Here is a 17,105-nt window from a genome sequence, read left to right as displayed (position 1 = left end):
TACACACCAGTTTTGGCCCAAAACACCGATTCGTTCAAGGGCAAACGAGCGTTTTATTTTGTTTTTGCCTTATACATTAGTCGCACGACCGTTTTAAATCATTGTTTTATGTTTCCAGGAGGCTTTTTGTCGCCATCGCTTGACCTTTGTGTAACCCATAGGTTCTAGACTTACTTTATCTTTGAAACATGCCTGGGGAGTTCCATGAAAGTCAGCGAGCTGGCCAAACGAGGCGGCGTGACCCCCGAAACGGTGCGCCATTACACCCGGGAGCAGCTGCTCGCTCCCTCACGCCATCCTGAAAACGGCTACCAGCTGTACTCCGCCACCGACCTAGAACGGCTGCATTTCATTCAGCGGGCGCGCAAGCTGGGCTTCAGCGTCGCCGAGATTCGCGACATCCTCGCCCATGCCGACCAGGGAGACTCGCCCTGCCCGCTGGTTCGTGACCTGCTGGCCAACCGGCTGCCGCAAATCCGCGCCCAGATCCAGGAACTCGAGGCGCTAGCCCAACGGATGGAGCAGGCGCTTGAGAGCTGGCAGCACATGCCCGATGGCACCCCGGACGGGCACAGCCTTTGCCGTCTGATCGAGAGCTTCCCCGAGAAACAGGAGACCCCATGAACCAACACACCCTGACGCGCACGGTTCCCGGCATGAACTGCCAGGGCTGTGTAAAGCGCATGCGCGAGGCCATTCAACAGCAGGATCACGACGCCGACGTCGTCGGGTCGCCGGGGGAAAAGCGCCTGGATGTTACCACGACGCTCGACGACGCCACCCTTGACCAGACCCTTGAGCGGGCAGGCTACCCGCCCGGCGAGCAGTCCAGCGGTGTCCCGCCAAGTGCCGAGCAGCCCGACGACGCCGGCGATAAGCCTACGCAAAGCGACCGTTCTCAAGGCTCGGGGCATCGCCAGCAAACTCGACTGGCGATCAGCGGCATGACCTGCGCGAGCTGCGTGAAGAGCGTTCAAAAGGCACTGGAGCGCACGGCGGGGGTCGAAACCGCCAGCGTCAATTTCGGGACGCATACCGCGCAAGTGGTGGGTGATGCGAACGAGCAAGCCCTGATCGATGCCGTCAAGTCGGTGGGGTACGGCGCCGAACCGATCGTCGATATGCGCGAGGCGGAGGCAACTCGCGCCGATCAGGAAGCCCGCGACTACAAGCGGCGCCTGAAAGGCAGCGCCTGGTCGCTGGCCCTGGCCGTTCCGCTGATGCTCAGCATGTTCGTCTATCACCCTCACCCGGAGGGCGTCGGCCGCGTCTTCTGGCTGGTCATCGGGCTTTTGACCCTGGGCATTCTGGCCTTTCCCGGCCGCCACTTTTTTGTCAACGCGTGGAAAAACCTCAAGCACCATCAAGCTAACATGGACACCCTGGTGGCCATGGGCACCGGCACCGCCTGGCTTTACTCGATGATGGTCGTGGTTTTTGCCCCCTGGTTACCCGAGGTGGCGCACGGCATTTATTTTGAAGCCTCGGCCATGGTGATCGGCCTGATCCTGCTGGGTAACGCCATGGAGCTGCGCGCGCGCGGGCGCACCAGCGATGCGCTGAAACGCCTGCTTGACCTGCAAAGCCGCACCGCCCGGGTGATCCGCGACGGCGAAGAACGTGAGGTGGAGATCGACGCCGTGCGCGAAGGCGATCATATTCGCGTGCGCCCCGGCGAGCGGCTACCGGTAGATGGCGAGGTCATCGAAGGCGCCAGTTACATTGACGAATCCATGCTGACCGGCGAACCCGACCCCATCAAGAAGGGCCAGGGCGATGACGTCAGCGCGGGCACGGTCAACGGCAAAGGCGGACTGGTGTACCAAGCGACCCGCGTAGGGGCGAACACCCGCCTGGGGCAGATCACCGAACAGGTGGCCAGCGCGCAGAACTCGCGCCCGCCGATCGGCGAGCTGGCCGACAAGGTGTCGAGCATTTTCGTCCCCTCGGTGATGATCATCGCCGTGCTCACGGCCCTGGTTTGGTTCAATGTCGGCGCCGAGCCGCGGGTCATTCACATGCTGGTGACCGCCACCACGGTACTGATTATCGCCTGCCCCTGCGCACTGGGCCTGGCGACGCCGATTTCCACCATGATCGGCGTGGGCAAGGCCGCCGAGCACGGCGTGCTGGTCAGAAACGGCGAGGCACTGCAGACCGCCAGCAAGTTGACCACGCTGGTGGTCGACAAGACCGGCACACTGACCGAAGGCAAGCCCCGGGTGACCGAGGCCGAGGTGCTGAGCGACGATACGTCCACGGCACTGGGTTATATCGCGGCGCTGGAGCGCGGCTCGGAGCACCCGCTTGCCGCGGCGCTGATGGCCTATGCCGACGAGTATGACGCAGCGCCTGGCGAGATCCGTGATTTCGATAGCGTCACCGGCGGCGGGGTCAAAGCGCAAACCCGCGACGGCCAGTCGCTGCTGCTGGGCAACGCGCGCCTGATGGAAGACGCCGGGGTCGACCTTTCCGCGCGTCAGGAAAAGGCCCGCGAACTGGAAGAGAAAGCCCGCACGCTGGTGTACTTTGCCCTGGACGGGCAATTGACGGCGCTGTTTGGTATCAGCGATCCGCTGCTTGACGACGCCGTTGCCGCCGTCAAGCGGCTGCAGGATGACGGTTTGAACGTGGTCATGCTGACCGGCGACAACCCCCACACCGCCGCCGCCATTGCCCGCCAGGTCGGCATTGACGACTATCGCGCCGGGTTGCTGCCCGAGGACAAGCACGCCGACATCGAGCGGCGCCAAAAAGCAGGCGAAGTGGTCGGCATGGTCGGCGACGGCATTAACGACGCTCCGGCACTGGCCCGCGCCCACGTCGGCTTCGCGATTGGTCAGGGCACCGACGTGGCGATCGAAAGCGCTGGCATGACGCTGATGCGGGGCTCGCTGCACGGCGTCGCCGATGCCATCGAAATCAGCCGCGCCACCCTGCGCAACATCAAGCAGAACCTGGTCGGCGCCTTTGGCTACAACGTGCTGTGCATCCCCATCGCCGCCGGGGTGCTCTACCCGCTGACCGGCACGCTGCTCTCGCCGATGATTGCAGGGGCGGCAATGTCGCTTTCCTCGATCACCGTGGTCAGCAACGCCAATCGCCTGCGCCTGTGGAAAACCAGCGCCGCCCCCGCCAAAGGAGGAACCTCATGAGCTTAGTGGTCAATCTCGCCGGCCTCGGCCTGATCGCCGCCATCGTGTGGTGGTTCTGGCTGGCTTAGCCAGTACCTAACTGACGCCGATATAGCGCCCCGGCTTGTGATTCAGGGCGATGATCAGGTTGAGCGTCAGCGCCCCCAGTACCGAGTAGGCCACGCGGTCCAGCGGCAACTGGGTGAGCGCTACCAGCAGGATCACCCCGTCGATGCCCAGTTGCACGTAGCCTGCACGCAGGCCGTGTTTTTCCTGGAGGTAAAGCGCCAGGATATTGATGCCGCCGAGGCTGGTGCGGTGGCGAAACAGCATCAGCATGCCGATGCCGATCAGCGCACCGCCCATCAGCGCGGCGTACAGCGAGGGCACGGCGGCAAACGCGACCCACCCCTGGGTCAGCTCTGAAAACAGCGACACCAGGCCGATCGCCAAGAAGGTGCGCAGCGTAAAGCTCAACCCCATGCGCTTGATCGCCAGGTAGTAAAACGGCAGGTTGATGGCAAAAAACCACACCCCGAAGCCCCAGCCTGTCAGGTAGTTGAACAGCAGCGCCATGCCGGCGGTACTGCCGGTCAGCAGCACGGCGTGGGTGTAAAAGGTCACCCCGAGCGCGACAAACAGCGTGCCCAACAGCATCGCCATGACATCCTCATAGGGTTTATGAGGATCGGCAGGCAGGTCTTCCATGCGCATAGTGGCGTCCTTTTTTCATGATCCAAGCGGCCGTCAACGCAGCCAAGGGCGCGAGGATAGCCGAGCGGGTCAAACGGGGCTAGCGTGCTCCACCATCAGCTGCAGCGTTTCGCGCCCCCGCCAGCGATTGCGGTTTAGCTTGTAGGCGCAGTGCAGCGTATCGCCGACATCAAACGCCGGCAGCTCGCCGGGGGTCAGCGCGCGAAACCAGATGGCCTTGCAGGTCACCGCGCCCATGGAAAGCTCCATCATCAAATGCGCCCCTTCGGCGCCCACCGGACGCAGCGCCTCGACGATAAAACGGCCTTCGAACAGCGGCGGGTCGAATTCACGGCCATAGGGCCCCAGCGCTTCGATATCGCCAAGGGTTGAAAGCGACAGCTGTGCCGTGGAAAGCTCACCGTCGGTCCACAGGCGCGGATAAAGCACCCGCCCTTCCAACTGCTCGCCCACCGCCTGCAGGAAAGCCGCCTTGAAGGCGTCAAGCTGCTCCCGTGGCACGCCCACGCCGGCGGCGCCACTGTGGCCACCAAAGCGGGGCAGCGCTTCAGGGGCAAGCTCGTAGGTGCGCTGCAGGGCGTCGCGCAGATGCAGACCGTCCACCGAGCGCCCGGAGCCGGTGAGCATATTGGGGGCGGCCGCCCGGGTCAGCACCAGCGCCGGGCGGCCGTAGGCCTGCACCAGCCGTGAGGCGACGATGCCCTGCACCCCGGGGTGACCGTCTTCCAGCAGCACCACCACTGCCGGCTCGTCGGCGTCAAGTGCGCTGACGGCGAGGCGCCGCGCCTCTTCGGCCATGTCCGTCTCGATGGCTTTGCGGGACTGGTTATCCTGGTCGAGCACGTCGAGCTGGCGGCTGGCGACGCCGTCGCTCTCGGCGAGCATGAAGTGCAGCGCCGCATAAGGATCATCCAGCCGCGAGCGGGCGTTAATTCGCGGCCCCATCTGAAAGGCCAGGGTTTCGGCGTTGAACGGCACGCTGTCGGCGCCCAGGCGCTCGGCCATGACGCGCCAGCAGGCAGCGTCCATCCGGTTGATCAGCGTCAGGCCGTGATTGACCACGGCACGGTTGGCGGGGCTGCCGCCCAGCGATACACAGTCCGCGACCGTGCCCAGCGCCACGTAGGAAAGCCAGGGCGACAGCTTGGGTGTGGTCTCGGAAAGCACGCCCCACTCGATAAGTACGCCGCGGGCGAGTGACATCGTAAGCCACGCCACCATGCACCCGGCAATGGTGTTGTCCGGGTAGTCGCAGTCGTCCCGCGTCGGGTTGACGCAGGCGTAGGCGGAAGGCGGCGGTCCTTCGAGCGGCAGCGCGTGGTGATCGCTGACCACTACGTCGATGCCGGCGGCTTTCAGACGGGCAATACGCGGCTCGTCCGAGCTGCCGCAGTCGGCGGTGATCACCAGGGTCGGCAGCGGCTCGAGCGCCAGCGTGCGCTCGACCAGCGGCAGGCTGATCCCGTAGCCGTCGTGAATACGGTGGCCGATCAAGCTGTGCAGTTTGTGTTCAGGTACGCCAAACAGCTCGACCAGGGTCCGGCGGATCACCACGTGGGAGGTGATGCCGTCCACATCGTAGTCGGTGAGAATCCCGATCGGTTCACCTTCGGCCACCGCCTGGGCAATCCGCTCGGCGGCGCGCCGGCCGTCGGCCAGCTTTTGCGGATGCGCCAGATAGCGCAGGCTGGGCGACACCAGCGGGGCCAATTCGCCCTGATAGCCCGGCAGCCGTGACGCCAGCAGGCGCGCCTGCAGCTCGTTCAGGCCTTCCGCCTGGGCGCGCGCATAGACGGCCTCGTCCAGCGGACGAGGCTCAAGGCGGGGACGGCTGGCGAGCTGGCGCCGCTCACCGCGCTGGGCGTGAGGCGACGCGTCGGTCACATCGACCATACGTCCTAGCGCCGGTTGTCAGCGACGAACTGCTGAACCGCGGCGAGCTCGGCGGGCAACACCGTATAGCGCTCTTCGCGCTCCAGCAGGTCGTCCATGTGGGTGGGCAACGGCACCCCCTGGAAGCCGGCTTTCACCACGGCGTCGGCAAACTTGGCCGGATGCGCGGTGGCCAGGGTGATCACCGGGGTGGTCTTGTCGGCGCGCGCACGCTCGGCCGCCCGGTAGCCGGTGGCCGTATGCGGATCGAGAAGCTCGCCGGTGCGGTGATGCGCCTCGCGGATGACTTCCAGGATCGTCGCGTCGTCGACGCTGTGGCTTGAGAACTTTTCGCGCAGCTTGGCAAGCGGCGCGTCGGCCAGCGCCGTCGGCTCCTGCTGAAAACGCTCGAGCAGTGCCGCGACGGCGGCGCCATCCTGGTCGTAGGCATCAAACAGCAGGCGCTCGAAGTTCGACGACACCACGATGTCCATGGACGGCGCCAGCGTGGCGGCCAGCTCCTTCTTGGAGAAGTCATTGGCGGCCAGGGTGCGGTGCAGAATGTCGTTGGCGTTGGTGGCAATGATGAACTGCTTCACCGGCAAGCCCATCTTGTAGGCCATGTAGCCGGCGAATACGTTGCCGAAGTTGGCCGATGGCACACAGAAGCTGACTTCGCGCTGCGGCGCGCCCAGCGCCACGCCCGCGGCCACGTAATACACGATCTGAGCCATGATGCGCGCCCAGTTGATCGAGTTGACCGCCACCAGGCGTGTACCTTTCAGAAAGTCCTGATTGGCAAAACTGGCCTTGACCATCGCCTGGGCGTCGTCGAAGTTGCCTTCGATGGCGATATTGAAGACGTTGTTGGCCAGCACCGAGGTCATCTGACGGCGCTGAACTTCCGAGACGCGGTTGTGCGGGTGCAGGATAAAGATATCCAGGTTGTCGCAGTGACGGCAGCCCTCGATCGCCGCCGAACCGGTATCCCCGGAGGTGGCGCCCATGATCACGGCGCGTTCGCCGCGCTTCTGCAGGAAGTGGTCGAGCAGGCGGCCCAGCAGCTGCAGGGCGACGTCCTTGAACGCCAGGGTCGGGCCGTGGAACTGTTCGAGCAGGAAGTGGCTGGCATCCAGCTGCTTGAGCGGCAGCACCGCGTCGTGATTGAACGTCGCGTAGGCGTCCGTCACGATCTGGCGGAAGGTGTCATCGTCGATCTCACCGTTGACGAACGGCTTCATCACCCGAAAGGCAATCTCCGCGTAGGAGAGCCCGGCCATGTCGGCCAGGTCTTCTTTCGATAGCGACGGCAGCGTTTCCGGCACGTAAAGCCCGCCGTCGCTGGCCATGCCGGTCAACACCACCTCTTCAAAGGAGAGCGCGGGCGCTTGCCCACGCGTGCTGATATAGCGCATGCGGTTGATTACTCCCCTTCGTCCAGGCTTTCCACACGAATGCGGGTCACCGGGCCGGCGATATCCGCCATGGCTTCGATTTCGCGGATCGCTTCGTTCATCTGCTTCTCCTTGGTGCGGTGGGTCAGCAGAATGATCGGCACCAGCTCGCCTTCGGTCGCCTCTTTCTGGATCAGCGCCTCGATCGACATGCCCTGCTCGGCAAGGATGGTCGCCACGCGGGCCAGCACGCCCGGGCGATCCACCGCCAGCAGGCGCAGGTAATACGCCGTGGTAATGTCTTCCATGGGCATGATCGGCAGTTGGCTGACGTCTTCGTCGATACCGCTGAAGGCCAGGTAAGGCACCCGATAGTGGTGATCGGTGGCGATATCCCGCGCCACATCGAGGATATCCGCCACCACCGCAGAGGCGGTCGGCTCAGCGCCGGCGCCAGCGCCGTAGTAGAGCGTCGGGCCGACGGCATCGCCCATCACGGCGATGGCATTCTTGACGCCGTGGACGTTGGCCAGCAGGCGCTCCTTGGGAATCAGCGTCGGGTGGACCCGCAGCTCCAGGCCATTTTCGGTGCGCTTGGAAATCCCCAGGTGCTTGATGACATAGCCCAGGTTATCCGCCTGTTCGACGTCTTCGGCGGTAATCCGCGAGATGCCTTCGGTGAAGGCCTTCTCGAACTGCAGCGGGACGCCATAGGCGATCGAGGCAAGGATCGTCAGCTTGTGCGCGGCGTCGATGCCTTCCACGTCAAAGGTCGGATCGGATTCGGCATAGCCCAGTGCCTGGGCTTCGGCGAGCACGTCTTCGAAGGCACGGCCTTCGTCGCGCATGTGGGTCAGGATGTAGTTGCCGGTGCCGTTGATGATGCCCGCGACCCATTCGATACGGTTGGCCCCAAGGCCCTCGCGCAGCGACTTGATCACCGGAATCCCTCCGGCTACGGCGGCTTCGAACGCCACGATCACGCCTTTCTCGTGCGCGGCCTTGAAGATTTCGTTGCCGTGCACCGCAATCAGCGCCTTGTTGGCGGTGACCACGTGCTTGCCGTTGGCAATCGCCGTGAGCACCAGCTCGCGGGCCGTGTCGTAGCCGCCCACCAGCTCGACCAGCACGTCGACATTGGGGTTGGTGGCCACCTCGAATACATCCGTGGTGGCGTTGATACCGGTAATGTCGCAATCGGGGTGAATACTGCGGTGGGCCACCTGCTCAATCACAATCGGACGACCTGCACGGCGTGCAATATCCTCTGCGTTGCGCGTCAGCACGTTGAACGTACCGCCACCGACGGTACCCAGCCCACAAATGCCTACTCTTACCGGTTTCAAAATACTTCCCCTTTCATGTTGTGCACCCGTCGGTGCAGTGTCTCAGCGTGATGTTATTGGATCAATCGGCGTCATCAAGTTCCAGCATGTCCATCATACGGTTCGGCGGTACAAACCCCGGCACCATCTGCCCGTCGGGCAGGATAATCGCCGGAGTGCCCTGGACGCCAAGCTGGCGGCCCAGTTCATACTGCTCGGCGACCGGGTTGTCGCAGCTGGCGGTCGTGGACAGTGTTTCTCCCTGCTTGGCCCGTGACATAGCCTCGCTGGGGTTATCCGCACACCAGACCCGCTCCAGCGTCTTGGCGGCATTGCCGTTCATGCCGCTGCGCGGAAACGCCAGATAGTGTACCGCAATGCCCCGCTCGTTGAGCTCGGGCACGGTGTCATGCAGCCGCACGCAGTAAGGGCAGGTTGGATCGGTAAATACCACGATCGTCGCTTTGGGCGTGTCTTCCCCGCGAAATACCACCCGTTCGCTTTCCGGGATCGCCGCGATGGCCTCTGCGCGCGCCTGGTTCCGCGACTGCTCGGTCAGGTTGACCAGCCCACTATCGGCGTTTTCGTACAGGTCGCCAACCAGAAAATGGCTGCCGTCGGCATTTGAGTAAAACGTTTCGCCGTTTTCCAGGCGAACATGATAAATGCCTTCCATCGGCGTTTCACGCACCTCGTCAACCGGCATTGCCTGACCATTGACGCTCAGCGAGTCACGAAGCTCATCGGGCACGCTATTCGCCTGCGCTACCATGGGTATCAACGCACTGGCCAGCAGCCAGCCCATGAGTCTACGCGGCCTGCCCGGTAACGTCGTGTGTTCTAAACCTCGGCGCATCATGCATTCAACCTCTTGGGTGATGTTCGGCATGTAGGCTTTCCAGGCGGGCCTGGGCCACATGCGTGTAAATTTGCGTGGTGGATAGGTCGCTATGACCCAGCAACAGCTGTACGACCCGTAAATTCGCCCCATGATTCAATAAATGCGTGGCAAATGCGTGACGTAGCGTGTGCGGCGACAGCGGCCGCGAGATCCCCGCCGTGATGGCATGCGCCTTGATACGGTGCCAGAAGGTCTGCCGCGTCATTGCTTTATCGCCCCGTCCTGGAAACAGGGCCGGGCGCGTAGGATCCTGCATAAGCTGGGGGCGCGCCGTTTTCATGTAGTGAGCCAGCCAATCGGCCGCCTCCTCGCCCATGGGCACCAGACGATCCTTGTCGCCTTTCCCGCGCACCCGGACCACGCCCTGACGCAGGTTCACCGCATCGCCGGAGAGCCCCACCAACTCGGACACCCGCAACCCGCAGGCGTAGAGCAGCTCCAGCATGGTGCGGTCGCGCACCCCAAGCGGAGTATCCAGCGCCGGGGCCTGCAGCAACCGCTCTACCTCATCCTCCTCGAGGGTGTTCGGCAAGCCGGGCTGCACGCGCGGCAGACGCACATCGGCGAGCGGATCACTGGCAACATGCCCCTGTATTCGCGCCCAGCGGTAAAAGCTGCGCAGACTCGACAGCACCCGTGCATTGCTGCGCACCTGATAACCCGCTTCGCGACGGCTGGTAAACCAGGCATCCAGTCGCCCCGATGAAGGCGACAGCAGTGATTCGTCGTGCGCTTGCAGGTGTTGCTGCCAAGCGACCAGATCGCGCCGGTAAGCCGCTAGCGTATGCTCACTGGCCCCGCGCTCCAGCCACAGGGCATCCAAAAAAGCATCAATGACACGCATACGCAAGCCGCCCGTTAGGATTATTCATCTCTTAGATAAACAAAACCCCGCCCCGCTGAGCGGTGACGGGGTTTTGCTACCCAGGCGTAAACGCCTGTGGAAAAGACGTGTCTTAGGACAGCTTTTCCTTGATACGTGCGGACTTGCCGCTGCGCTCGCGCAGGTAGTACAGCTTGGCCTGGCGCACGTCACCACGACGCTTGACTTCGATCGAGTCAACCAGCGGGCTGTAGGTCTGGAACGTACGCTCGACGCCGACACCGTGGGAAATCTTACGCACGGTGAAAGCGGAGTTCAGACCGCGGTTACGCTTGCCGATCACCACACCTTCAAATGCCTGCAGACGCTCACGGTTGCCTTCTTTCACTTTGACCTGAACGACGATGGTGTCGCCCGGTGCAAAGTTCGGCACCTCTTTGGACATTTGCTCGGTCTCGAGCGCCTGGATCACTTTGTTTTTACTGCTCATCGTCTTGCTCCTGAATAACGTGGTGGCTAAACCGCTCAGTCATGGAAGGCGGTCGCCGTGATCCCGGCGCTCAACACGAGCGGCGCGGGAGTCGTTATGGGTGACACAGGTGCGCAGGCTAGTCGCCTTTGTCGCCCTGCACCGCCGCCCCGGCCTGCCGATTGGTCAGGGCGTATTCCTCGATAAACTCGTTCAGCAGCCGTTGCTGCCCGGCTTCTAGCGTGCGTCCTTCCAACAGGTCGGGACGCCGTTGCCACGTTCGGCCCAATGATTGCTTCAACCGCCAGCGCTCGATGGCGGCATGGTTGCCGCTCAGCAGCACCTCCGGCACCTGACGCCCGTCAATCATTTCGGGACGGGTGTAGTGCGGGCAGTCCAGCAACCCATCGTTAAACGAGTCTTCGATGGCGGAGTCCTGATGCCCCAGCACACCGGGAACCAGCCTTGCCGCCGCATCGATCAACACCATGGCCGGCAGCTCACCGCCGCTTAGCACATAGTCGCCAATCGACCATTCTTCATCGATGTCACTTTCCACTACTCGCTCATCAATGCCTTCATAGCGCCCGGCCACAACGACCAGAGGGCCTTTGGAGGCCAGCGTCCGGACGCCCTGCTGATCCAGCTTGCGCCCCTGGGGCGACAGATAGATCACGGTAGGCACCTGGCCGGTCGCGTGATGCGCCTCGCGGCGGGCATCATGAATCGCGGCGCGTAGCGTGTCGACTTTCATCAACATGCCGGGGCCTCCGCCATAAGGGCGGTCATCAACGCTGCGATGGCGGTCGGTGGCGTAATCCCGCGGATTCCAGAACGCCAGTGCAATGCGCTGCTTTTCGATGGCTCGACCCACAACCCCTTGCTGAGTCAGGGCATCGAACATCTCGGGAAACAGCGATACCACACCGATCCACATCGCGGGGTGGGCGCCTTCGCTTCCGCTCTCCGGCACGTCTTCACCGTTCAAAATTCAGGATCCCAGTCAACGACCATGCGGCCATCTTCGAGGCTGACTTCGACAATGACGTCGTCCGGCAGAAACGGCAGCAGTCGCTCGCGCTTGTCGATCGACTCGACATCGCCGCGCACCACCATGACATCGTTGGCGCCGGTTTCGAACAGATAACTGACCTGTCCCAACCGCTCGCCGGCCTGAGTGAAAACCGCCAGGCCTTCAAGCTCATGCCAATAGTATTCGTCGTCGGAAAGCTCCGGCAGGGCGGCTTTGGGCATCAGGATATCCGCCTGGGCCAACGCTTCGGCCGCGTCACGGTCGTCAACGCCTTTCAGCTGCACCACAAGGCCTTTACCTTGCCGACGGCCCTGAACAATGGCTATTTGCGTCAGGCTTTCGCCTTGGCGCACCCACCACTCGGGGTATTCCAGAATGCTGTCCATGGGACTGGTATAGGAATATACCTTCAGCCAGCCTTTCACCCCGTGAGGGCTTGTCAGCTTGCCTAGCACCACATGTGTGTCGTCAGTTTGGCTTGTTTCAAAACGCGTCATCGACGACCCCAACGTACAACAGCACTTGCTTCATCGCGAACGGGCTCAGGCCTGTTTACGCGCTTCTTTTACCAGCTCAGCAACGCGACCCGACAGCTGGGCACCCTGGCTCTGCCAGTGTACGACGCGATCCAGATCAACGCGCAGACGCTCTTCCTGACCACGGGCGACCGGGTTGAAGAAACCGATACGCTCAATGAAACGGCCGTCGCGGGCATTGCGCGAGTCGGTCACGGTCAGGTGGTAAAAGGGACGCTTCTTGGCGCCACCACGTGCCAAACGAATGGTAACCATACGATAACTATCCTTCGGTTGAGGTTACGAGAGCGGGGTTAGCGATTTCGCTACCGGAGACACTCTTCATACTTTATTAAGGTCTCCATGGCAGGTATTTGACGCTTCATAGCCAACACCCACGCACGAAGAGGCCGCATTCTACGCAAATGCGCGCGGCTTGGAAAGCCTGGCCGCCAGAAAACTGTCAGGCCGTCAAGCTCGCCAAGTGCCGTTCAACGCCAGGGCATGCCGCCGGGGCCCCCCATACCGCCTGGGCCACCCGGGCCGCCGGGACCACCGCCGCCGCCGCCCATCATGCCGGACATGCCGCGCATCATTTTTTGCATGCCGCCTTTCTTGCCAGCTTTCTTCATCATTTTCTGCATCTGCTTGTGCTGCTTGAGCAGACGGTTAAGGTCTGGCACCTGGAGGCCTGCCCCTGCGGCAATGCGGCGCTTGCGCGAGCCGTTGATGATCTCCGGCTTGTGGCGTTCCTTGGGGGTCATGGAGTTGATCAGCGCCTCGAGCTTGCCGAGCTCTTTCTCGGGCCCCGGCCCCTGGGCCATGTCGGCCATCTGTCCCATGCCCGGCAGCTTGCCGAGCAAGCCGCCCATGCCGCCCATTTTCTTGAGCTGCTGGAGCTGCTCGCGGAAGTCTTCCAGATCAAAGCCATCGCCTTTCTTGACCTTCTTGGCCAGTTGGTCGGCCTTGGACTTGTCGACCGTGCGCTCGGCTTCCTCGATCAGCGAGAGCATGTCGCCCATGCCCAGAATCCGCGAGGCAACCCGGTCCGGATGGAAGGGCTCCAGGGCGTCCACCTTTTCACCCACACCCATGAACTTGATCGGCTTGCCGGTAATGTGACGCACGGAAAGCGCGGCGCCACCCCGGGCATCACCGTCGGCCTTGGTCAGGATAACGCCGGTCAGCGGTAGCGCATCGTGGAAGGCCTTGGCCGTATTGACGGCATCCTGGCCGGTCATGGCGTCGACGACAAACAGGGTTTCATCCGGCGTGACGGCTTTATGCAGCGCCTGGATTTCCGCCATCATCGCCTCGTCGATCGCCAGGCGGCCGGCGGTATCGATCAGTACGACGTCGTGGAACTGGATCCTGGCGTGCTTGATCGCCGCTTCGGCGATCGCCACCGGGGCCTGGTCGGAGCGCGAGGGGAAGAAATCCACCTCGACTTCTTTAGCCAGGGTCTCCAACTGGTCGATCGCCGCCGGGCGGTAAACGTCGGCGGAGACGACAAGCACCTTTTTCTTTTCGCGCTCGCGCAGGTAGCGGGCCAGCTTGGCCACCGAGGTGGTTTTACCCGCGCCCTGCAAACCCGCCATCAATACCACGGCCGGCGAGCTCTTCAGCGTCAGGCCTTCGTTGGCCTCGCCCATGGTCGCTTCCAGCTCTTGCTGGACGATCTTGATGAACTGTTGCCCGGGCGAGAGGCTCTTCGACACCTCCTGCCCCACGGCACGCTCGCGCACCCGTTCGACAAAGTCCTTGACCACCGGCAGCGCCACGTCAGCCTCGAGCAGCGCGCGGCGGACTTCGCGCAGGGTATCTTTAACGTTGTCTTCGGTCAGGCGTGCCTGACCCTTGATCGATTTTAACGTCTGGGAAAGACGCTCACTGAGATTCGAAAACATGGGGCCTCTCTGCCTCCGTCGCTGTCGCCGGGCGTGACCGCCGCTGGACTAATGTGGAAAAGATTATACGCGCTCGCCGCATGAGTCTCCATGGGGCAGGAGGTGTCGATGGCTGTGCGTCACTGTAAGGATTCGTTATAGTAGACGGATATCGGTTCGCCGTATTCAATGATCACGCTCATTGCCACTTTCATCATGACGCGCTGCAAGGCGCACGGATAGCATCATGCAGGCGCTCCCTTTCGCCACTATCGCCTTTGTATTGTATGTCGCCGCCGCCATCTGGCAGGGAATGACGCTGTTCCGGCGTGTCCCGCCCCGCCAGACCATGGTTCGCCTTGTCGCCGCCCTGGGGCTGCTGCTGCATATCCCGGTGGTCGTGCAGCTGGTTGGCCAGACCCCCGGCTTGCTCCCCGGCTTTGCCACCAGCGCCACGCTGCTCATGGCCGTTGCCGTCAATGTGGTGCTGGTCGCCAGCCTGTTCAAGCCGGTGCTGAATGCGGGCATTGCGCTCTTCCCGCTTGCCGGGATTGCCCTGCTGGCGGCCACCTGGCTACCCAGCCAGGGCGGCCACAGCGGGTTGACGCCGGGCATCCTGGTACACGCGGTCAGCTCGGCGCTGGCCTTCGCGGTACTCGCCATCGCCGCCGTCCAGGCGGTACTCGTCGGGCTACAGAACCAGGCGCTACGCCACCACCACATTCGCGGCATCGTTCAATCGCTTCCCCCGCTCACTACCATGGAGCGCGTGCTTTTCGAGCTCATCTGGGCCGGCATCGTGCTGCTGACCCTGTCGATCGTCAGCGGCCTGCTCTTTCTCGACAACTTCTTCGCCCAGCACCTGGCGCACAAAACCGTGCTGTCACTTTTCGCCTGGGTGATTTTCACCACGCTCCTGATTGGCCGCTACCGCTATGGCTGGCGCGGCATGCGCGCGGTACGCTGGACGCTCGGCGGCTGCACGCTTTTGATCCTGGCCTATTTTGGCAGCAAGTTCGTGCTTGAAGTGGTACTCAATCGCTAACCTGCAGGCAAGGCGGTGTATTGACACCCCTGTGACAACCTCTTACAAATCGAGCTGAACACGGCGTAAAGGAATTTCCGACTTGAGCGATGACTTCCCCCTGGGATTACTCTTTGGCCTGCTGGCCCTGCTAATTGCCCTCTCTGCCTTTTTCTCAAGTTCAGAAACCGGCATGATGTCGATCAACCGCTATCGGCTCAGCCACAGCGCCAGCAGCGGCGACCGCCGCGCCAAACGTGTCATGCGCCTGCTGGCACGCCCCGACCGCCTGATCGGCGTTATCCTGATCGGCAATAATTTCGTCAACAACCTTGCCGCGTCCATCGCTACCATCATTGCCATCCATTTTTTTGGCGATGTCTCGGGGCCGGCCATTTCCACCGCGCTGCTGACCATCACGATCCTGATTTTTTCCGAGGTGACGCCCAAGACCTACGCGGCGATCAAACCCGAGCGTATCGCCTACCCCAGCTCCTACGCTCTGGAACCGCTGCTCAAGCTGCTCTATCCGCTGGTGTGGCTGGTCAACGCCGTATCCAACACCCTGCTGCGCCTGATCGGCGTCAAGAGCGTCGAAAACGGCGGCGACAGCCTGACCCGTGACGAGCTGCGCACCGTGGTGCACGAAGCCGGCACGCTGATTCCCTACCGCCACCGGGCCATGCTGCTGTCGATCCTCGATCTCGAAAACGTCACCGTCAACGACATCATGGTGCCCCGCCACGAAGTGCTGGGTATCGACCTGGACGACTCGCTCGACGACATCCTGGCGCAGATCCGCACCAGCCAGCACACGCGATTGCCGGTCTACAAAGGCGACATCAATAACATCATCGGCATGCTTCACCTGCGCAATGCGGCGCGCTTTCTATCCCGCAGCGAAGTGACCAAGGCGTCGATCGTTCAGGAAGCACGGGAACCCTACTTTATTCCCGAGTCCACGCCGCTGCATACCCAGCTGCTCAACTTCCAGAAGCAGAAGCGTCGCATTGGCATCGTGGTGGACGAATACGGCGACGTTGAAGGACTAGTGACGCTGGAGGATATTCTCGAGGAGATTGTCGGGGAATTTACCACCGACGTGTCGGAAGACGACGAGATACACCAGCAGGCCGACGGCAGCCATGTCATCGAAGGCACGGCGACCATTCGCGACATCAACAAGATGCTGGGCTGGCAGCTGCCCACCGACGGACCCAAAACCCTGAACGGGTTGATCCTGGAGCACCTGGAAGGGTTTCCGGAAGGCCCCGCCTGCTTGCAGATCGGCAACACGCGGATGGAAATTCTGGATATCCGGGAAAACCTGATCACCTCAGCGCGCTGCTGGAAGGCCGCGCTCGCCGGGCTCAATCACTAAGATCCCGGTCGGCTTGCGCCTTGAGGTCGCGCACCTGCTGCTCAAGGTGGCGGCGCAGCGCCAGGTCGCCGATTGCCCGCGGGTCGACAGGGTCGCCGAAGTGAAGACTCACCGGCGCGCGGAAGCGCCTGGGCCATTTCTTCAGCGCCTTGCCGTCGTAGTGCGACGTCCAGGATCCCCACAGCCCCGCAAGCGCGGCAGGCACCACGGGGACACTATCGCGCATGAGGATCGCCTCGAGTCCGCGCCGAAAGGCATGGATCTCGCCGTCGGGCGTCAGCCGCCCTTCGGGAAACACCATCACCACCTCGCCATGCCGCAACGCCTGGCTGACGTCTTCCAGCGCGCGACGCAACGCACCTGGGCTGCGCCGTTCCGATTCGATGGGGATGGCCCCCACCAGCTGAAACCACCACTTGAGCCAGGGCGAGTCGAAAATCGGCTGATCCATGACAAAGCGCAACGGACGCGGACTGCCGCCGCCCAGCACCAGCGCATCCATGAAGCTGACATGGTTGCATACCACCAGCGCCGGCCCTTGCCTGGGAATATGGCAGCGCCCTCGAACGCGCAGGCGGTAGCAAAGCCGCATGATCAGGAAAATACCGCCGCGCAACAGATGGCGCACTGGCTT

Annotated in this window: 16 protein-coding genes; 4 read left to right on the top strand and 12 right to left on the bottom strand. The window is 62.7% G+C overall.

Annotated elements, in window-relative coordinates; genetic code table 11:
• Window positions 1-204 precede the first annotated feature (204 nt).
• The gene (locus tag QC815_RS10405) at window positions 205-624 is read left to right on the top strand and encodes a MerR family transcriptional regulator (RefSeq protein WP_230447244.1); all 420 of its coding nucleotides are present in this window, start codon (window positions 205-207) and stop codon (window positions 622-624) included.
• Window positions 621-3,155, top strand: a complete 2,535-nt coding sequence (locus QC815_RS10400) for a heavy metal translocating P-type ATPase (RefSeq protein ID WP_309768362.1) — start codon at window positions 621-623, stop codon at window positions 3,153-3,155. Before QC815_RS10405 ends, QC815_RS10400 begins: the two co-directional genes overlap by 4 nt.
• 75 nt (window positions 3,156-3,230) lie before the next feature.
• Here the strand turns inward: QC815_RS10400 and QC815_RS10395 are convergent, their stop codons facing one another.
• The 11 genes from QC815_RS10395 to ffh all read right to left on the bottom strand — a co-directional run bounded on the left by QC815_RS10395 (window position 3,231) and on the right by ffh (window position 14,087).
• Entirely contained in the window at window positions 3,231-3,848 is a 618-nt protein-coding gene (locus tag QC815_RS10395; RefSeq protein WP_230447246.1) for a YitT family protein, read from the bottom strand.
• 69 nt (window positions 3,849-3,917) lie between these two features.
• Window positions 3,918-5,741, bottom strand: coding sequence for a single-stranded-DNA-specific exonuclease RecJ (locus tag QC815_RS10390; RefSeq protein WP_230447247.1), 1,824 nt, complete (start codon window positions 5,739-5,741; stop codon window positions 3,918-3,920).
• 5 nt (window positions 5,742-5,746) lie between these two features.
• Window positions 5,747-7,135 carry a threonine synthase gene (gene thrC / locus QC815_RS10385; protein ID WP_230447248.1) on the bottom strand — a complete coding sequence of 463 codons (1,389 nt, stop codon included), beginning with the start codon at window positions 7,133-7,135 and terminating at the stop codon, window positions 5,747-5,749.
• Window positions 7,136-7,143: 8 nt separating this feature from the next.
• Window positions 7,144-8,460, bottom strand: a complete 1,317-nt coding sequence (locus QC815_RS10380; protein ID WP_230447249.1) for a homoserine dehydrogenase — start codon at window positions 8,458-8,460, stop codon at window positions 7,144-7,146.
• Window positions 8,461-8,521: 61 nt separating this feature from the next.
• Window positions 8,522-9,328 (bottom strand): DsbC family protein, encoded by an 807-nt coding sequence (locus QC815_RS10375; RefSeq protein ID WP_309768358.1) that lies wholly within the window; start codon window positions 9,326-9,328, stop codon window positions 8,522-8,524.
• Window positions 9,303-10,184 (bottom strand): site-specific tyrosine recombinase XerD, encoded by an 882-nt coding sequence (xerD, locus tag QC815_RS10370; protein ID WP_230447251.1) that lies wholly within the window; start codon window positions 10,182-10,184, stop codon window positions 9,303-9,305. The genes QC815_RS10375 and xerD overlap by 26 nt, the downstream gene beginning before the upstream one ends.
• A gap of 112 nt (window positions 10,185-10,296) precedes the next feature.
• Window positions 10,297-10,653 (bottom strand): 50S ribosomal protein L19, encoded by a 357-nt coding sequence (gene rplS, locus QC815_RS10365; protein ID WP_230447252.1) that lies wholly within the window; start codon window positions 10,651-10,653, stop codon window positions 10,297-10,299.
• 118 nt (window positions 10,654-10,771) lie between these two features.
• On the bottom strand, window positions 10,772-11,569 hold the full coding sequence (gene trmD, locus QC815_RS10360; RefSeq protein ID WP_230447287.1) for a tRNA (guanosine(37)-N1)-methyltransferase TrmD: 798 nt from the start codon (window positions 11,567-11,569) through the stop codon (window positions 10,772-10,774).
• Window positions 11,570-11,616: 47 nt separating this feature from the next.
• Window positions 11,617-12,162, bottom strand: a complete 546-nt coding sequence (rimM, locus tag QC815_RS10355) for a ribosome maturation factor RimM (protein WP_230447253.1) — start codon at window positions 12,160-12,162, stop codon at window positions 11,617-11,619.
• 45 nt (window positions 12,163-12,207) lie between these two features.
• Window positions 12,208-12,456: a 30S ribosomal protein S16 gene (gene rpsP, locus QC815_RS10350; RefSeq protein ID WP_007111767.1), complete on the bottom strand. Its 249-nt coding sequence runs from the start codon at window positions 12,454-12,456 to the stop codon at window positions 12,208-12,210.
• Between the two features lie 215 nt (window positions 12,457-12,671).
• A complete protein-coding gene (gene ffh / locus QC815_RS10345) occupies window positions 12,672-14,087 on the bottom strand; it encodes a signal recognition particle protein (protein ID WP_230447254.1) in 1,416 nt (471 codons plus the stop codon).
• 226 nt (window positions 14,088-14,313) lie between these two features.
• Between ffh and QC815_RS10340 the strand changes: the two genes are divergently transcribed.
• Window positions 14,314-15,111: a cytochrome C assembly family protein gene (locus QC815_RS10340; protein WP_309768354.1), complete on the top strand. Its 798-nt coding sequence runs from the start codon at window positions 14,314-14,316 to the stop codon at window positions 15,109-15,111.
• A gap of 82 nt (window positions 15,112-15,193) precedes the next feature.
• Window positions 15,194-16,471, top strand: coding sequence for an HlyC/CorC family transporter (locus QC815_RS10335; RefSeq protein WP_230447256.1), 1,278 nt, complete (start codon window positions 15,194-15,196; stop codon window positions 16,469-16,471).
• On the opposite strand, the gene QC815_RS10330 is transcribed toward QC815_RS10335, so the two are convergent.
• Window positions 16,461-17,063 carry a 1-acyl-sn-glycerol-3-phosphate acyltransferase gene (locus tag QC815_RS10330; protein WP_422828717.1) on the bottom strand — a complete coding sequence of 201 codons (603 nt, stop codon included), beginning with the start codon at window positions 17,061-17,063 and terminating at the stop codon, window positions 16,461-16,463. The two genes, QC815_RS10335 and QC815_RS10330, sit on opposite strands and share 11 nt — an antisense overlap.
• Between the last annotated feature and the right edge of the window lie 42 nt (window positions 17,064-17,105).

Source organism: Vreelandella gomseomensis, assembly GCF_031451645.1.
Classification (GTDB): Bacteria; Pseudomonadota; Gammaproteobacteria; order Pseudomonadales; family Halomonadaceae; genus Vreelandella; species Vreelandella gomseomensis.
The sequence above is the reverse complement of the archived record's forward strand: the minus strand, read 5'-3'. Positions and strand labels throughout refer to the sequence as shown.